This is a genomic window from Leptospira kanakyensis, from assembly GCF_004769235.1.
GTDB classification, from domain to species: Bacteria; Spirochaetota; Leptospiria; order Leptospirales; family Leptospiraceae; genus Leptospira_A; species Leptospira_A kanakyensis.
Genome location: NZ_RQFG01000019.1, coordinates 282,369 through 299,778 on the forward strand (window position 1 = coordinate 282,369; position 17,410 = coordinate 299,778).

Genomic DNA, 17,410 nt, shown 5'->3' on the forward strand with positions numbered 1-17,410 from the left:
AAGGAGGATGACTCCATCCTCCTCTCCTATCCACAAACTGGAAGATTATAAACCTAGCCCCTGGTTTACCCCCAGTGTCGAGTTACGTTTTGATTTAGATTTACACCTTACTGTTGTTAGGGCCGAGTATGAGGTTGTCCTCCAATCGCCAGAAAAAGAACCATTGTTTCTCAATGGTGAGTCTTTAGATTTTTTATCCATCCGTATTGATGGGGCCATATTAGATCCCAATGAATATCAGGTGACTCCTTTAGGAATTCTGATCCCTGATCCTCCCAAAGACAAATTCAAACTCATTGTCGAAAATAGAATTAATCCTGCAACGAACACTTCTCTCGAGGGATTGTATAAATCTGGTTCTATGCTCTGCACACAAAATGAACCGGAAGGTTTTCGTAAGATCGTTTATTCGATTGATAGACCGGATAACATGATGCAGTTCCGTGTGACCATTTCTGGCGATGTTTCCCTTTTTCCTGTGATGTTATCCAATGGAAATCTTATTTCTGAAAATCAATTCACAGAAGGAAAAAAAGAAGTGATTTGGGAAGATCCTTATCTGAAACCATCGTATCTGTTTGCACTTGTTGCGGGAGAACTCGAAGAAACAAAAGATTCTTTTATCACAAAATCAGGAAGGGAAGTTACCCTAAAGATTTTTGTGGAAAAGGGAAATGAAGAGAAGGTGGGTTTTGCTTTTGATTCATTGAAAAAGGCAATGAAGTGGGATGAAGATACTTTTGGATTGGAATATGATTTAGATCTTTTTATGATTGTGGCCGTGGAAGACTTTAATATGGGAGCCATGGAGAATAAAGGTTTGAATTTATTTAACGCCAAACTAGTGCTTGCTGATAAAAAGTCTGCTACAGATGAAAGTTTTGAAGCCATTCTTGCTGTCATTGCCCATGAATACTTTCATAACTGGACTGGGAATCGGGTGACACTCCGAAATTGGTTTAATCTAACTCTCAAAGAAGGGCTTACCGTTTTCCGTGACCAATGGTTTACGGAAGATATGACAGACCCAGCAGTCAAACGGATCAAAGATGTTTTATTTTTAAAAGAATTTCAGTTTCCTGAAGACCAGGGACCAATGTCTCATCCCATCCTTCCCAAATCTTATAAAGAAATGAATAATTTTTATACAGTCACTGTTTATGAAAAAGGGGCGGAAGTCATTCGTTTGGTTTCGGAACTAATTGGTCGGGATCATTTCAAAAAGGGATTAAAACATTATCTATCAAAGTATGATGGCCAAGGTGTTACCTTTGAAGAGTTTGTTTCTTCGATGGAAGAGGTAGTTGGTCATTCCATTCCCAATCTTAGAAATTGGTATCATAGAAGCGGAACTCCCTTAGTTTCTGTAAAGGAATCTTATTCTAAAGAATCAAACGAATGGATTTTTGACTTAGTTGATACAGGAGGAGTTGAGTATCCTTTAGTGTTTTCCAATTCTCTTGCCGTTTTTAATCGAGAAGGATCTCTCCTGAAAGAAGAAAAAAGGATTATGACTGGAGATCGGGATCAAATTAGAGTTTCGGCCTTAGACGGTATGGGAACAAAACCCATTGTTTCTTTTTTCCGTTCCCTCTCGAGTCCCATTCGTTTGGACTATAAACAATCAGAAGAAGAAACCATTGTTTTAGCGAAGATGGAGACGGACGGTGTTTCCCGGTTTTTTTCCCTTCAAAATTTGATTTTCGATTGGTTTCGAAAGTCTTTGGTTTTGGGTAAGGCAGAAGATTTTTCTACCGTTTTAGAAACCATAGGTGATTCTTTTGGGAGAGGTTGGGATAAAACATACCATAGTTTTTACCTTTCCTTTCCTGGTTTAACACAGATTAGTGAAAATATAGGTTGTTATGAGTTTCAAAAACTTGCCGACTTAAGAAAGGAAGCCATTCAAAAAATTGTTACAACCTTTACAAATCAGTTTCAGCTCTTATTTGAAGAAAATCGAAAAACCATTCCAATTCAAACGAAAGAAGAAATTGGGAAACGAAGACTAAAAAATATAGCTCTCTATTATCTTCTTTATGATCCGGATAAAAAATTTGAAAAACTTGCCGTTATGGAACAACGGGAAGCAAAACATATGAGTGAAGAAGTTTCTGCGATGAAATATTTGCTCGAAGTGGACTCAAAAGAAAAAGGAAACGCAGTAAATTTGTTTTTTGAGAAATGGAAACATGACAGTTTAGTTTTGGATGTTTGGTTTGCTTCTCAAGTGGCCTCCGGTGAAGATCGAAGTAAAACAGCCGAAGAATTAGAAAAACATCCACAGTTTAACATTCGTAATCCGAATAAAGTAAGGTCGTTATATTTTAGTTTAGCTAGAAACCCTTTGTCTTTTCACAAAGAAGATGGGAGCGGGTATTTTTTCATCGCCGAAAGAATCAAACGTCTGAATGAAATTAATCCACAAATGGCAGCAGCACTTACAAAACTTTTTTCACCAGTGTCCAAACAGAAGGGGAACCTTCCAAAAATTGCAAAGAAGGAATTAGAATCGATATCCTCTCTCCCCAACCTTTCGAAAGAGTTAGGGGAGATCGTAGGAACCATCCTAAATTCGCTTTAGTTATACATTGATTTGATTAGGTCTTTGTATTTGTCATGAATGACATTTCGTTTCATTTTGAAAAGATTTGTCAGTTCATCTCCCACTTCCATGGCTTTTGGTAAAAACCGGAAGTCGGAAAGTTTTTCAAAAGATTTGAAGCCGTTTTCGGAAGAAATTTGTTTTTTGATGATATTTTGAAAATACAATCTAACTTCTTTGTTTTGGTTGAGATCTTCTCCATCCTTGGAGTTGAGGCCTGCTTCTTTCATACGATCTTTGTCCGGCCAAACAAGGGCTGTGAGAGACTTTTGGTCTTGGCCTACAACAATCACTTGGTTGATGAGGGCATTTTCCAGTAACAAGTTTTCGATAGGTACTGGTTCTACGTTTTCACCACCGAGTAGTACAATGGTGTCCTTGACTCGACCACGTACGGAAAGTGTATCATTAAAAGAAATAAAACCCAAATCTCCAGTATTCATCCAACCATCGTGGATAGTTTTAGAAGTGGCTTCTTCATTTTTATAATATCCTTTCATGACCTGAGGGCCTTTGATATGAATGACTCCCATTTTTCCCTTGGGAACAGATTCCCCTTGTTCATTCACAATTTTAACTGCAGTTCCATCGGGCCATTTCCCTACAGATCCTTGAACCACCTTACCAACAGACCGAACAGAGATAATAGGGGCACATTCAGTCATTCCATATCCTTCATAAACAGGAATGCCGATGACATTAAAAAATTCGTCCACATGGGCAGGGAGGGCTCCTCCTCCGGAAATAGTTCCTGTTAGGTGGCCTCCTAACACATCGCGAATTTTGGAAAAAACGAGTCCATCCAAAACTTTTGCGAGTAAAAATAAATTGAGAACATAACCAAGGGAGAGAGTCGTGTTTTTTGCTCGTTCAAATGGTGATTCTTCTTTGGTAAGAAGTCTGTTACCAGCAAGGTAATCTTGCCCATCTTTGAATTTTTTACAAATATCATAAGCAAAGTCAAAAAGTTTTCTTTTGTTCTCTGGAGCTTTCTCTAACTTTTGTTTGATGCCGAGGTATAAATTTTCCCAGAGTCTTGGAGCAGAAGCCATAAAACTAGGTTTGATTTTTTGAAAGTCATCTCTTAAGTCGCGAATGTTTGTATACGCGATGGAGGCTCCTTCTGCAATGATGGCGTAATCAATTGCACGTTCAAATATATGCCAAACGGGAAGGATTGATAAAGTTCTGTCGGAACTTTTTAATCCCACACGAGGTGGAACCTTTACCACGTTGTATACCATGTTTTGGTGGGATAACATCACACCTTTGGGCATTCCTGTTGTCCCTGAAGTATAGATGATGGTAAATAGGTCGTCTGGTTTTACTTGTTTGGATCTTAGTTCTAGAGAAGGTAGATTTTTACGAAGTGATTCTCCATCGGCAATCAGTGTATCCATAGGAATCGAAAGTGAATCCTTCGATTTGTATCCAGGATCCAAAATGATTACTTTTTCTACTTTTGTATTGGATAGAATTGGTTTCAGTGAATCATAGAGTTTTTCATGTTCCACAAAACAATATTTACTTTCTGAGTGAGTGAGGATGTATTCAATTTCTTGTGGAGTGGAATCGGAACCTCTTGGAACATTGACTGCACCATTTAACAGAGTAGCGATGTCGGCAATGGCCCACTCGGTTCTGTTATCGGCCATAAGACCCACTCTGTCTCCTGGTTGTAATCCCATTTGTAAAAGAGAAAGGGCAAGGTTTTCTGCATTATGAAAGATATCTGAAAAAGTACGACCCTTAAAGTTTTTTCCTGCATCCTTTCCAAAGAACATTTCTTTGGAACCATAAGCTCTATTGGCATAATAAAAAACATCATTCAGCGTCGTAAAATTTTTCATTGATCGTTTTAGTCTCCGTTGGAGCAGACTATCACTCTTTTTTCTGTTTATTCAAGTAATATTTTCTTTTCAGCGATTTCCCATTAGGAGAAAGAAAGAATGATTCAAAAATGGGATCGGATACCATTTTTTCTATCAAATCTAAATCAATCAGTAAGGCTTGGTTGATCCAAAGGTTTCCTTCTTGTTCCCTATTTGTGGCAAAAGAAGCTCTTCCTAATTTATAATAAACTACAGGTAAAAACTCTTTTTCTCCTCCCAGAATTTGGGCCCTTTTTAAATTTGTATAAGCATCTTCATAACGCCCAAGACTGAGCTCACATGAACCCCGATAATAAAAGAGGAAAAACCGTGGATAAGCTGTGAGCCTACGACTATTTAGTTTTTCTAAACTAACCAAACAGGCATTAGGATCTTTATCCATAAATTGAGAATAGGCTAAATTTAACGAAATTTCAGGACTGATTTCCCCGTGGGTTTTGCGGTAAATTTCTGCAGTTTTTAAGTAACTATCTCTCGCAGATCGATAATCTCCTAAAACATATAAATAATAATAGGATCTGTAAATTAGAACGTCGAGGGAATCCGATTCGCAAACTCGGTAAGAAAAAAATTCATCCAAGGTTTTGGTAAAGGCGGGAAAGTCCCTTTCGTTATACTCAATGTTGGCAATTTTTTTTAGAAGGGAACAGGTTCTTGCTGTACCGATGGAAACTTCCTTTTTATATTCTGACAATGATTTTCGATAAAATTTTAGGGCTTCTGGAAACTTTTGGTTGGATTCTAAGAGAATGGCTTCTCGTTCCTCTTTTTCTCCCACTCCTTCACAATATGATTCCTTTTCATTCTCATAATGACAAATACGTTCTCTAAATCCGTTTTCATTGGAATCATATTCAATCCGAACGAGTTGGCAGTTTTTATAATACCACCATTCATCCATAGCACCAAAATCATTTTTATCTTTTGTAATTTCTTTGGGACAACCTGCAGAAGAATAATATGTGAAACTATTCTTTTTTCCGTTTTTAGTTTCGTCTTCTTCGGTTAAAAACAAATGTCCTTTCGAATCATAATAATCCCAACGATAAGGAAAAAATTCGTTCTCATTTAAAAAGAAAGATAATTTTAATAAAGAATTACCTTCTTTCCAACCGGAAAAACAGGAAAAAGAAAGTTTCCCACTCAAAAAATTTTGAGATGGATCTCCATATAGATCGGTTAGGTGAGACCTAATGTCTTGTTTGAATCTGGGGTAAGGAAAGTTTGTGTGGTATTTGTCTAAGTATTTTTGACAAAACCAAAAGATTTCATGGTTGAGTGATTCTTTGTGGAGGACTCCTGGAATTTCGCCTCCAAATCGAAAACTAAACCTTTTCGGGCTATGGTCTGAGATATCGAATTTTTCCTTAGTGTTTTGGACAGCCTTCCAATAATCCTCTAAAAGATTGGCACTAAGTGGAAAACTGAGTAAAAATAGGGATGAACTAAAGAAAAATAAAAATCTCAAGACTTACTTTTTAGATACAAATCAAATAGAATGGGATTTTCGTAAGGGTTTCCAACCTTTCTAATGGAAAAAAGTTGTAATAGTGGAGGCCCGTTTTCTAAATAGAAGGCGCCATGTTCGTTGTTGTATCGTATAATCCCTGTATGTTGGGTGAGGTTTCCCCCTTTGGCCACTGTATGTTCTATGATATCTTCTTCAAATAGGTCTTTGTCGTATTTATCTTTTAGACCGGTAAAACTGTTCACAATAAAATTGTCTTCATTGGGGATAGGTTGCCCAAACTTAAGTAGTTTCCCATCAAGGGTTAAACTAAAACCTTTCTGAGAGAATTCTTTTTCTTGTTTGTCCCAAACTCGGAACCGAATTGTGAATGCCATAACTGAACCCAAATTAACGAAACCGAAGTCCTTTCCAAGGAAAATTCAAAAAAAAATCAGTGGTCAATGGGTGAATTAGGAGAATTCTATGCCCCATGAAGGTCATCTCTGTTTCCAATATTAAGGGAGGGAGTGGAAAATCCACTACAGCAGCCCACTTGGCATGCGCACTGGCACGGCGCGGAAAAACCCTCGTTGTGGATATGGACATGCAAGGAGATTTGACGGACTATTGTTTGCCCGATTTGGATCTCAGTTCTCTGGATGAGTCCAATGTGATGACAGTGCTCCTCGGGATGAAACGAATGACGGAGTGCATTCGAGAAACTAAACAATTTGATGTATTGCCTTCGACTTTAAGTTTGGCCAAACTGACCAAATACAATCCCGATTCGAGTAGCCTTTGTTTACAATTCAAACGTGCTTTGGATGAAGTTCGTAACACATATAAATTTGTGATTATCGATACACCTGGGTCGGCCAAACATGAACTCACTACTGCTATTTATAATTCGGAACTGATTTTAATCCCGGTGACTCCGAGTAAGTGGACCATCCGTGCCGTGAATTTACTTTTGGATGAAATCACACAAACGGAAACCATCTTTAGCCAAAAGAAAAAAACTGCCTTTGTTCCTTCTTGGTTTGGGCCCTCCAAAAAACATAGAGAACTTCTGGAAAAACTAAAACAAATCGAAGAGATTCCAACCCTCGGTGAAATTCCCAAATCAGAAACCATCAAATCCAAAACTGAAAAACAGGAACCTTTAAAAAAAGACAGTAATGCTTGGCATGCCTTTGACAGGTTAGCCGACGAATCGATTGCGCTTGTGGATCCCGAACACTCAATTTTTTCTTTAAAACCTTAACTGAGGTTTATTTCATTTTTTTCTTTCGATTGGTAGTTTGACTTTTTTTACGTTCTTTGGCAATGGTTTCTATATGTTTTGCAAATCCAGGATGGTGTTTTAAAATATCAGAGAATCTGTCCTTTCCTAAGGTATACACATCACAATAAGATCCTGCTTTGATGGTTGCAGTTCTTAGTGAATCGTCTATAAGGCTCATCTCTCCAAAAAAAGATCCAGAGTTGAGTGTGGCGAGTAAATCTCCCGTTTTTTCTTTGATCACTTCCACATGTCCTTTGGATAAAAAGTACATATTGTGCGGAACATCTCCTTCTTTAAAGATGATATCTCCCTTCATATAAAAAGCTGGTTTTAATTCTAAAACAACTTCTCTCTTTAATTCTTCAGGTGCATTTTTAAAAAAAGGAACTACGGAAATCAAATGGTTATGTAAAAACATGGAAACATCAATTTTGATTCCAGAGGGAAGGTTATCCCAAATCTCTGTTTCATCGATTCCATGTTTATTTTCCCAAAGATTGACATAGTAGGAACGTATGCGATTGGCAAGGTTAGGTGGTAGTTTTTTGTATTTGATAAAACTATCGATGGTATTGAGTTTTTCTTGGAAGGTAACTCGGGACACATCTAAATTAGAAAGTAAGGTAGCAATATTACCAATGACATATCCGTAAATACCCACACCTAAAATCATCACTCCCATCGTATAGATCGTTTGTTTGTTGGTCACAGGAGTGATATCCCCATAACCAATTGTAGTGAGTGTGGTCACTGACCAGTAGAGGGCTCGGATGTATCTTGTGGTCATATCTTTGTCAGGCAAAAATTCAGGGCCCAGTTGGATCCAACCGCAGGCCACCCAGTGGGCAAAAAGACTTGTCCAATAGACAAAAAAAATCAAACGAAAGGTCATGGGATTGATCACTTCCACAAGTTTGAACCGATCATCGGAATCAGCACCAATCGCTAAAAGACGGAGGGATTTGAAAAGTTCGAAAACTCTGACCGAACGTAATAATCTCAAAATTTTCAAACTATCTGTGATGCCAAAGTATTGGAAAAAAAATCCCCCAAAAAGATCAAAGGGAAAGGCTGATAAAAAATCGATGAGAAACCAAGTGCGAAGATAGGTTTTGGTAACAATCTTACGATTGTGGATGAGGAGGCGGTCTTTTAAAATCGCTGTATTAAAATTCAAAATTACATCGATTCCAAATACAATTTGGATGGCTCTCTCAAAATAATTCACCCCGGCCGTTAGTTTGTAGTGAAAGACCAACCGGATGGGAACTTCGATGGCAAAGTAAGTGATACAAATAAAAACAAATAGATCCCAGATTCGTTTGTAAGGAGAATTCGGATGGATCATAGTTTCAGTATCGACAAAGGTGCGTTTTATATTTGCCTTCTTTTTTCAGAAAAATAATCCTGAAAGGAAAAGAGGTAATTATGTTCGGTGGAGCAGGCGGAAACAAGTTTGATATGCTCAAACAGATGAAAAAGATGCGGTCGCAAGTAAAAACCATGGAAAAGGAACTTGCTGGTCTCAATTTTGTGGGAATTTCTAAAAACAAACTTCTCTCTGTAACTTTGGATGGAAAATTCCAAATGAAATCCATTCAGATCGAAGATGAATTGATTGATAAAAAGGATAAAAATCTTCTAGAGAAGTCGATCCAAGAAGCTTATACAAAAGCTCTTCAGGATGCACAAGCAGGTGCCGCAAAACAAATGCAGGCTATGGGTGGATTTCCAGGCCTCGGAATGTAACTTCAATCATTCCATTGAGCTAAAAATAAAAAAGCCTACATCACTGTAGGCTCTTACTTATAAAAAAAGGGACAAACTGTCCCTTTTTTTATGTCGTTCTCGTTTTAGGAAGCGGGAACGATTTCCACTTCCACACGTCGGTTGGATCCGTCTTTTGGATCTACACCTTTTAACGGAGTGGAAGATCCAAGACCTTGTACGGTTCCAATTCGTTTGCCTTCGACACCGTTTCCTGTGAGAGCATTTTTAGCAGTCACAGCGCGGTCTTGAGAAAGGCGTAGGTTTAGGTCTTCTGCCCCAGTTTTGTTGGCATGTCCTGAGATATTGATTTTAGTTTCTGGGTAAGCAGCAAGTGCTTCTGCCAATTTGTCAATATTCTCTTTTCCTTTTCCTTTTAGGTCAGCCTTTCCATCTTCGAAAGCAATTCCTCCGTCCATAGTCGCAGTGAGACCAACTGTTTCACCACCTCTTTCTGTTTTTTCGAGATTGATTCCTTGTTTTTTCATCTCTTCGGCCATGTTGTCATACATAGTATTGAGATAAAATCCTGTTCCAAGACCCGCCAAACAACCTGCGCCAAGTCCAACAATCTTACCTTTGTTTTGTGGTTTTTTCTTTTCCATTGCCAAAGATTCTTTGATTTGTCTTTGGAAATCGTTCTTTTTGTTTTTTGAATCTTTTTTTCTTTGTGTTTCATCATAAACCGCACCGAGTGCAAGACCCACACCGCATCCAATGGAAGTACTAAGAATTAGTCTTTTCGTATTGTCTGATAAACCACAGGAGATTGTGGATAGTAATGATAGGGAAAGAATTCCGGAGATGATTTGTTTCAAAGTGATTGTCCTCGCTTACACTCTCTAATAAGTATAAGGACAAAGTTTGAAGAAATCCTCCCTGTTTGCAAGGAGGATTTCCGTTTCTTTTCGATCGGATTAGTATCTGTCCGTGAGGAGTTTTACTACGGATTCCGGTCGGAGGTTCGCTTGTGCAAGCATTGCCACGCCTGATTTTGTTAGGATTTGGTTTTTGGAATACTCTACCATTTCCGTTGCCATATCAGCATCCCTTACTTGCGACTCAGAAGAAACAATGTTCACATAGTTGTTACTGAGTGATTTCAATGTTAAATCCAATCGGTTGTAATAGGCTCCAAGGTCAGATCTAAGTCGGTTGACCTTGGTGATCGCGTCATCCAATACTTGGAGTGAATCGGAAGCCTTGTTCGGAGTTGATAAGGTCAACTTGTTTCCGGCTTGTTTCAGTTTGAGGGAAGAACTTGTCATCGTGTTGATGTAAAGTTCTATTTTCTCTGAACCGTTTGCACCCACTTGTAAGGTCATTGGATTTTTGGAAGCACGAGAAAATCTTCCATCCAATGGTTTGATTTTGTTAAACTCGGCAGAAGTTCCGATTCGTTCCACTTCTTCGACAAGTTGGGATACTTCTAACTGGACAAGTTTTCTGTCTTCGTTCGAATAAATCCCGTTTGACGATTGAACGGAAAGTTCACGTAACCTCTGTAAGATAGAGTTTACTTGGTCTAAAGATCCTTCCGTGACTTGAAGGAACGACATACCATCCTGGGTATTTCGTTCTGCTTGGCCAAGGCCCCGGATTTGTGATCTTAATTTTTCGGACACAGCAAATCCCAAGGAATCATCCCCTGGTCTATTGATTCGCATACCCGTTGCTAGGTGCTCCATGGATTTGTCCATGTCACGCCCCGTGTTTGTGAGCGCTCGTTTCGCAACTAGCGCGCTGATGTTGTGATTGATAATCATTGTCACACCCTCCTGTGTGTCCATGACCCGCCTGTTTCCCTACATGCGGAGAAAAGTAAAAACCACTGCCCAGAGTATCCGTACCCATCGGGAAGAGAAGGGGTTGCCTGCCCTTGGTTCTTCCGTGAATTTTGCCTTTCCAGAATATTCTATACCAAAAAACTTATGTCTGTAAAGAAATTTTAGCGAGCAGGAGCAGGAAATTGAAAATCTACACCAAATTTGGCGATGGTGGCCAGACCTACCTTGCTTCCGGAATCAAGGTTTCTAAAACAGATCCAAGGGTAGATCTCTATGGAAGTTGCGACGAATTGAATAGCACCATTGGCCTTGCGCTTTCCTTTACCAAAGATTTAAGTTTGGAACCTGCTTTCCTAAATTATTTGAAAAGTATTCAATGTTTTCTTTTTGAGATTGGATCCGAACTGGCGGGTTATGTGCCAAGGGATTCTAAAGAGGGAACAGTGGTTCACACATCCGATGTGGAAAGTTTAGAAAAAGAAATCGATCGATTGATGGAAGTTCTACCAGAAATTAAATTTTTTATTCTACCGGGAGGATCTTCCATGGCTAGTGCCCTTCATATCGGCAGAACCATTTGTAGACGACTCGAACGAGACTTACTCGTATACATTGAATCAGGTGGGGAAATCCATTCCGATTTAAGAATTTATCTGAATCGACTTTCTGACTATTTATTTGCGGCTGCACGTTTTGCGAATTTTTCTATCGGACAAGAGGAAACCATTTGGAAAAGCCGAACCAAATAGCCCAAATAGAATCTCACATTCATCCCAAGGGAATCACTCCACTTTTTCTCACAGAAATGTGGGAAAGACTCAGTTATTATGGAATGAGAGCTCTCCTTGTTTTGTATTTAGTAAAGTCACTTGGATTTTCTGATGCCGATGCAGGGGCAGTATATGCATTTTATACTAGTTTTGTTTATCTAACACCTGTTCTTGGGGGGTATTTAACAGACAGGTTTCTTAGTTATCAGTTTTCTATTTATTTAGGTAGTTTTTTAATGTTATGTGGCCATATCTCTTTGGCATTTTCTGATTTGTCCTTTTTTTATTTGGGTCTTGTTTTGTTAGCCTTAGGGAACGGATTTTTTAAACCCAATATGTCTACCATCTTTGGACGGTTATATGATGGAAAACCAGGCCTACGAGACAGTGGATTTACTATTTTTTATATGGGAATCAATTTGGGTGGTCTCATTGGTCCTATCATTTGTGGAAGTTTAGGCGAACGTGTGGATTGGCATTTGGGTTTTTTATCTGCCGGTGTGGGAATGGCCATTGGAATGGTAGTTTTTTATTTCGGAAGCAAAAGATTGCCTGCTTCCATTTGGCAAAAACAAAAAGATCCATTAACAGCTGCCAATGTAACGGTGTCTCCTGATCAGAATACAAAACCTAAAATTCTACTGATTGTCCTTCTATCTTTTTTTAGTATTTTCTTTTGGATGGCCTTTGAGCAGATGGGATCGTCGCTGAATCTGTTTGCTTTAAGGAATACGGATCGGTTTCTTTTTGGATTTGAAGTTCCTGCCTCTGTTTTACAATCCATCAATCCCTTGTTTATCTTAATTTTTGGCCCTCTGATTTCTATCCTTTGGTCTTCCCTTGCCAGAAGGAATCAAAACCCAAATCCAGTAATGAAATTTGTATTAAGCCTTATTTTACTTGGGATTGGATTTTTGGTGATGGTTGTTGCAGCCAAATATGCAGAAACAGGAATTGCTGTTTCGATTCTCTTTCTTGTATTCGTTTATTTTTGGAATACCTTAAGTGAACTTTGCCTTTCTCCTGTCGGACTTTCCTTTGTTAGTTTTATGGCACCGGCAAAATATGCATCCGTTCTTATGGGAATTTGGTTTTTATCCAATGCCTTTGGTCATTACGCTGCAGGGATTTTGTCTGGATACCAAAACCAGTGGGGCAGTATGGCAAACTTCTATGGATTTTTTGTTATCTGTTCTTTTTCGGGTGCGTTTCTTTTGTATGGAATTTATTTCCTAAAAAAGAAATCCATCCTCCTTTTGTTGAATGGAAAAGAAATTTCAAATGAACGGTCTACGAATTAAGGAAACAGGTGAATCTGAAAAATACAAAAGAATTTGTTTTAGATACTTTTAAACTTGAAACTCTTTGTTTCAGAATCTTTTTAACCCTTCGTTTCTAAAACTAGTGTTTCTATTTCTTCAAATTTTTCTTCGCCGGCAAGACCAATCACTTGTTCGGCAAGAAGTTTTGCTTTCCAAGTGGATATCTCTTGAACCTTTTCACCTACTTCACGCATGAGTGGTAAGGCAGAACTCAAATCCCGAAACCCGAGACCAATGAGAACGGCTGTGAACATAGGATCACTTCCAATTTCTCCACAAATACTAATGGGTTTTTTCTGGGAATTGGCCACATCTGCAATGTTTTTAAGAAGTAAGAGAAACACAACCTGCCATGGGTTGTATAAATCTCCCACCAAATGGTTGTTACGCTCGACTGCGAGTAGGTATTGTAAGAGGTCATTGGTTCCCACACTATAAAAATCCACATGATTTCCAAGGAAAGGTAGGTTTAAGGCACAGGCCGGGGTTTCGACCATAATTCCGATGGGAATTTTTTTGGTGATCACAAGCCCTGCTGCTTTTAGTTCCTCTAAACTTTCTGTTACGAGTGTTTTGGTCTGTAAAATTTCAGAGAGAGTTGTGATCATAGGAAGCATGATCCGCATAGTACCAAATTCACTGGCACGAAGGAGGGCTCTCAGTTGTTCTTTAAAAAAATGTGGATGGCGTAAAAGATACCTGATTCCCCGATTTCCAAGAAATGGATTGGCTTCTTCATATCCATTTTCCATTTTATCGGCCCCGATATCCCAAACACGAAATGTCACAGGTCGACCTACCATTTTGAGTAAAATTCGTTTATAAACAGCAAACTGTTCTTCTTCCGTGGGTTTGAATTCTACGTATCGTATGAATAAAATTTCGGTTCTGACAAGTCCAATCCCATCCGCTCCTTGTTCAAAAGCCAGATCCACTTCGTCTTCGGAATCAATATTGGCACGGAGAGAAAACTTTTTTCCATCTTTGGTTTTGATTTCTTTCGGACCATCACTGATTTCACGAACCGGTTGTGTTTTGTGAATTTCACTTCGGATCCCAGAAAGTTTGATTTCATCAATTCCAGGGGAACGGTTTAAGATCCCTTTTGTGGCATCGAGTAAAATATAATCGTCGTCTTCTACATGTGAGGTGATGTTTTTTAAACCCACAATGGTAGGGATTCCATAGTTTCTAGCAATGATGGCAGTGTGGCCGGTTTTTCCACCGAAGTCAGTGGCAATTCCCCGAAGGCGGCATTTGCCCAGTTGGATCATTTCGGAGGGAGTGATTTCTTTTGCGACGAGGATGACATCTTCTGGAATTTTAGTTTGGTCGGACAATTTGTCGGGATAAAGATTGGATTCTATCCTTTTTCCAATATCTAAAATATGGTCGGCACGTTCCCTAAAGAATTCGTCGGGGATGGATTGGAATTCATCGTATAAAGAACTAACAGCTGTTTCTAGGGCAAGACCCGCCGATTCGTTGTTTTGTGCAATCCGTTCAAAAACACGAGCACGGAAAAGGGGATCATTTAAAAATACAATTTGTGATTCTAAAATTTCAGATAGTTCAATGTTTGCTTTGGATTTTTGGACTAAATCGCTTAGGTCTTCTTCGGTTTTGAGTAGACCTTTTTTCAGTAGGTCTACTTCCTCTTTGATTTCATCTGGGGATAAGTCTGTACGGTCTTCCCGTTTCCTCTTGGTTTGTTTCCACCGGAAAACTTTGCCGTAGACTGTGCCTGGATAGGCTGAAATGCCTTTGAATGTGGTTTTTTCTTCCATCCGTCCCCTTGGCAAAAATACTTTTGGAAAGGGACTGTTTGGAAAGTAAAAAAAGCCGGATTCTAGCGAACGGCTTGTTTTTTAGAGAAAAGTGGAACTCGTTTGCTTTTGAACTGGGTGAGTTCGTTTCCTGTAACCTGGCTCATAATGCATTTCGCCAGTGAAATGTCTAGGGCATGACCCGCCTTGGATGCGATCAAGTGGCCACGGAAGGGTCGACCCATCACAGCCAAATCCCCGATGAGATCCAGAATTTTGTGGCGGACACATTCATTGTCATAACGTAAGGTTTCGTTCAAATACCCATCATCTGTCAAAACTACCGCATTGTCGAGGGATCCACCCATAGCAAGGCCTCTCGCTTGGAGGGCTTCCACATCTTTCAAAAACCCAAAGGTTCGGGCAGGAAGGATGTCTGTCCCTAAAATGGATTCGTCAAGGGTTGTGGTGTAAGATTGTCCTCTGAGGAGGGGGTGGTTGAAATCGATGCTGTAAGTGACTTTGAGTTCGTCGGAAGGTAACATGACGAGGTATTTGTCCCCGTCCACAACCCAAATTGGGTTGGAAATGGTAATGGGTTCGATGGTTTCATCTAAAACCCGAATTCCTGCAGAGCGGATCCCTTCCCAAAACGGCAGGGAGGAACCATCCATAATTGGAACTTCTACGGAATCAATTTCAAAAATACAATCAGTAATGCCTAGGGTATGGACAGCGGCGAGAAGGTGCTCGATGGTTTGCACTCGGTTGGAACTTCCATCTCCAATGGTAGTGGCGTTACTTGTGTCGACTACATGGTCGAGGGAGATGGGAATCCGGATTTTTTGGGTGCCTTTGTAGAGATAAAAGATAAGACCTGTATTTGCTTCCGCAGGATGGAGCCGTAAAGTCACCATTTTCCCGGAATGGACCCCAATTCCACGCAGTGTGATGGAGTTTTGGATCGTTTTTCTGTGTATCGCCGTTACCATAATCAGTTCCTACTTACAAATTTGTAGAAAAGGGGGTAGGGACAATTCCAAAACCGGAAGCCCAAGTCAAAAAAATGTCTCCTTTTTACAACAGTGTGGTGGGAATGTGACGGCCCCAATTTGTGCACCAAACCAAAGATTTTTACTACAAATTAGGTCGTATTTTACGTGTTAGTGCTTAAAAAGCACTAAGTGCGGAACGAATGAAACTGGTAACAGGTGCTTGTTCTCTGGTATCTTCCAAACCTTCCCTCAGTTCTTTCAGAACCACTTGGGCATCGCCGAGGGTTGTGTTTACCGACTTGTGGACATCACTTTCGTTGATCAGTTTTCCAAGAGTCCCTTGGCCTTCATTGATCTTTCCGGTAATGTTTGCGATATTTTGGACAGTTTTACGGATATCAGAGCGGTTTTCTGCGATGAGTTCGGAAAGAGAAACCAGTGGGTCTTGGGTCACTTTTCCTTGGATCGGCATCAGTTTTCCGGAACGAGGAGAGATCTCCACCTTGGTAAGAGCTGGTTCCGTCATTAGGTATTCTTTGGTTTTGGGATCCACAGGAAACTTGGAACCTGGATCTAGAGATACCACACGTCCTGAAAGTAAACTTTCGTTTTTGATATTGATTTCGTAATTGGAGAAAAGTTGTACCTTTCCCTTGAGTAATAAGGTGAGTTCCACCTTGGTTCCAATCCCTGATTCGCCATCGGGAAGAAGGTTTCCATATTCATCGATTTGCACCAAACGAATTTTGGAAACATATCCAAAGGGCACACCATGGATTGTGACCTTGTTCCCGATTTTGATCCCTTCTGCATCTGGAAAATAGACGGGGAGTTGGTAACCCGATTTTTGAAAAGGGCCACCTTCTGTGACAATAGTAAAATAACCCACAGCCACCAGTGAAAAGATAAAAAGAAGACCGACGATGAGAGCACGACCTATAGTAGGCATTCCCTAAAGTTCTCCTGGACTAAGAAGCAAAGTCAATTGGATTTTCCTTTTTTTAATTCAGAATGATCCAGAATCATTGGACCGACTGTGTTTCCGTGAATGAACTGTTGGATGACCGGGTTCGGTGATTTTTGAATTTCTTCAGAGGTTCCGCAAAACAGGACTTTGCCTTCATAGAGAAAACTAATCCGATCCGCAATCCTGTAGGCGGAACTCATATCATGTGTGACCACAACAGAGGTAAGTCCAAGTTCCTTTTGCAAACGAATCACCAGATCATTGATGACATTGGACATAACGGGATCAAGACCCGATGTGGGCTCATCGTATAACACGATTTTAGGTTGAGAAGTGAGGGCACGAGCAAGACCCACACGTTTTTTCATCCCGCCTGAGATATTACTGGGTAACGTGTCTTTGGCGGGAACTAGGTCTAGCCATTTTAATTTTTCCATCACAATCCGATCCAGTTCGGCTCCATTCGCAATTTTATGTTCTCGTAAGGGGAGTGCCACATTTTCATACACGGTGAGCCAGTTGATGAGAGCCCCTGATTGGAAAAGGACTCCCAGTTTGGATCTTAGTTCTTCTCTTTTTTTTTCACCTGCAGTGACAATGGATTCTCCAAAAATCTGACAATCTCCTTCATCGGGATCGAGAAGCCCTGTGATATGTTTGAGACTGACCGATTTTCCTGTACCAGAAGGGCCAAGGATGACCATCGTCTCTCCTTGTTTGACGGTAAGATTCATCCCTTGTAAGATCTTTCGTTTGCCGAAAGTTTTATGGACGTTTTTCATTTCAATAGCAAAGGTTTCCATA

General features: G+C 39.8%; 15 protein-coding genes. 5 read left to right on the forward strand and 10 right to left on the reverse strand.

What is annotated here, in order from left to right:
• The first annotated feature begins 7 nt into the window (after window positions 1-7).
• A complete protein-coding gene (gene pepN, locus EHQ16_RS15715; RefSeq protein WP_135632165.1) occupies window positions 8-2,584 on the forward strand; it encodes an aminopeptidase N in 2,577 nt (858 codons plus the stop codon).
• Here the strand turns inward: pepN and EHQ16_RS15720 are convergent.
• From EHQ16_RS15720 to EHQ16_RS15730, 3 genes are read right to left on the reverse strand one after another with little or no spacing between them, the layout of a single operon-like run.
• The gene (locus tag EHQ16_RS15720) at window positions 2,581-4,455 is read right to left on the reverse strand and encodes an AMP-dependent synthetase/ligase (protein ID WP_135638904.1); all 1,875 of its coding nucleotides are present in this window, start codon (window positions 4,453-4,455) and stop codon (window positions 2,581-2,583) included. The genes pepN and EHQ16_RS15720 overlap by 4 nt on opposite strands.
• 31 nt (window positions 4,456-4,486) lie before the next feature.
• Window positions 4,487-5,965 carry a tetratricopeptide repeat protein gene (locus EHQ16_RS15725; protein WP_135632167.1) on the reverse strand — a complete coding sequence of 493 codons (1,479 nt, stop codon included), beginning with the start codon at window positions 5,963-5,965 and terminating at the stop codon, window positions 4,487-4,489.
• Entirely contained in the window at window positions 5,962-6,342 is a 381-nt protein-coding gene (locus EHQ16_RS15730) for a YopX family protein (RefSeq protein ID WP_135632168.1), read from the reverse strand. The genes EHQ16_RS15725 and EHQ16_RS15730 overlap by 4 nt, the downstream gene beginning before the upstream one ends.
• 95 nt (window positions 6,343-6,437) lie before the next feature.
• Between EHQ16_RS15730 and EHQ16_RS15735 the strand changes: the two genes are divergently transcribed.
• On the forward strand, window positions 6,438-7,211 hold the full coding sequence (locus tag EHQ16_RS15735; protein WP_135632169.1) for a ParA family protein: 774 nt from the start codon (window positions 6,438-6,440) through the stop codon (window positions 7,209-7,211).
• 7 nt (window positions 7,212-7,218) lie between these two features.
• On the opposite strand, the gene EHQ16_RS15740 is transcribed toward EHQ16_RS15735, so the two are convergent.
• Window positions 7,219-8,580: an ion transporter gene (locus tag EHQ16_RS15740; protein ID WP_135632170.1), complete on the reverse strand. Its 1,362-nt coding sequence runs from the start codon at window positions 8,578-8,580 to the stop codon at window positions 7,219-7,221.
• An 80-nt stretch (window positions 8,581-8,660) separates the two neighbouring features.
• Here EHQ16_RS15740 and EHQ16_RS15745 point away from each other — a divergent pair, with 80 nt between their 5' ends.
• Window positions 8,661-8,981, forward strand: a complete 321-nt coding sequence (locus tag EHQ16_RS15745; RefSeq protein WP_002982683.1) for a YbaB/EbfC family nucleoid-associated protein — start codon at window positions 8,661-8,663, stop codon at window positions 8,979-8,981.
• A gap of 104 nt (window positions 8,982-9,085) precedes the next feature.
• On the opposite strand, the gene EHQ16_RS15750 is transcribed toward EHQ16_RS15745, so the two are convergent.
• Both EHQ16_RS15750 and EHQ16_RS15755 read right to left on the reverse strand, forming a co-directional pair.
• Window positions 9,086-9,817, reverse strand: coding sequence for an OmpA family protein (locus EHQ16_RS15750; RefSeq protein ID WP_135632171.1), 732 nt, complete (start codon window positions 9,815-9,817; stop codon window positions 9,086-9,088).
• Window positions 9,818-9,916: 99 nt separating this feature from the next.
• Window positions 9,917-10,765 (reverse strand): flagellin N-terminal helical domain-containing protein, encoded by an 849-nt coding sequence (locus tag EHQ16_RS15755; protein WP_135632913.1) that lies wholly within the window; start codon window positions 10,763-10,765, stop codon window positions 9,917-9,919.
• Between the two features lie 203 nt (window positions 10,766-10,968).
• Here EHQ16_RS15755 and EHQ16_RS15760 point away from each other — a divergent pair, with 203 nt between their 5' ends.
• Window positions 10,969-11,535, forward strand: a complete 567-nt coding sequence (locus tag EHQ16_RS15760; protein ID WP_135632172.1) for a cob(I)yrinic acid a,c-diamide adenosyltransferase — start codon at window positions 10,969-10,971, stop codon at window positions 11,533-11,535.
• Complete coding sequence (locus EHQ16_RS15765) at window positions 11,514-12,857, forward strand: peptide MFS transporter (RefSeq protein ID WP_135632173.1); 1,344 nt, start codon at window positions 11,514-11,516, stop codon at window positions 12,855-12,857. The genes EHQ16_RS15760 and EHQ16_RS15765 overlap by 22 nt, the downstream gene beginning before the upstream one ends.
• Window positions 12,858-12,937: 80 nt before the next feature.
• Here EHQ16_RS15765 and ptsP read toward each other — a convergent pair whose 3' ends face one another.
• The 4 genes from ptsP to EHQ16_RS15785 form a co-directional block, all read right to left on the reverse strand.
• Window positions 12,938-14,665 carry a phosphoenolpyruvate--protein phosphotransferase gene (ptsP, locus tag EHQ16_RS15770; RefSeq protein ID WP_135632174.1) on the reverse strand — a complete coding sequence of 576 codons (1,728 nt, stop codon included), beginning with the start codon at window positions 14,663-14,665 and terminating at the stop codon, window positions 12,938-12,940.
• Window positions 14,666-14,727: 62 nt separating this feature from the next.
• Window positions 14,728-15,636 carry a UDP-3-O-acyl-N-acetylglucosamine deacetylase gene (gene lpxC, locus EHQ16_RS15775; protein ID WP_135632175.1) on the reverse strand — a complete coding sequence of 303 codons (909 nt, stop codon included), beginning with the start codon at window positions 15,634-15,636 and terminating at the stop codon, window positions 14,728-14,730.
• A 178-nt stretch (window positions 15,637-15,814) separates the two neighbouring features.
• Window positions 15,815-16,588 carry a mammalian cell entry protein Mce gene (gene mce / locus EHQ16_RS15780; RefSeq protein WP_135632176.1) on the reverse strand — a complete coding sequence of 258 codons (774 nt, stop codon included), beginning with the start codon at window positions 16,586-16,588 and terminating at the stop codon, window positions 15,815-15,817.
• A gap of 32 nt (window positions 16,589-16,620) precedes the next feature.
• Window positions 16,621-17,409 (reverse strand): ABC transporter ATP-binding protein, encoded by a 789-nt coding sequence (locus EHQ16_RS15785; RefSeq protein ID WP_135632177.1) that lies wholly within the window; start codon window positions 17,407-17,409, stop codon window positions 16,621-16,623.
• Window position 17,410 lies beyond the last annotated feature (1 nt).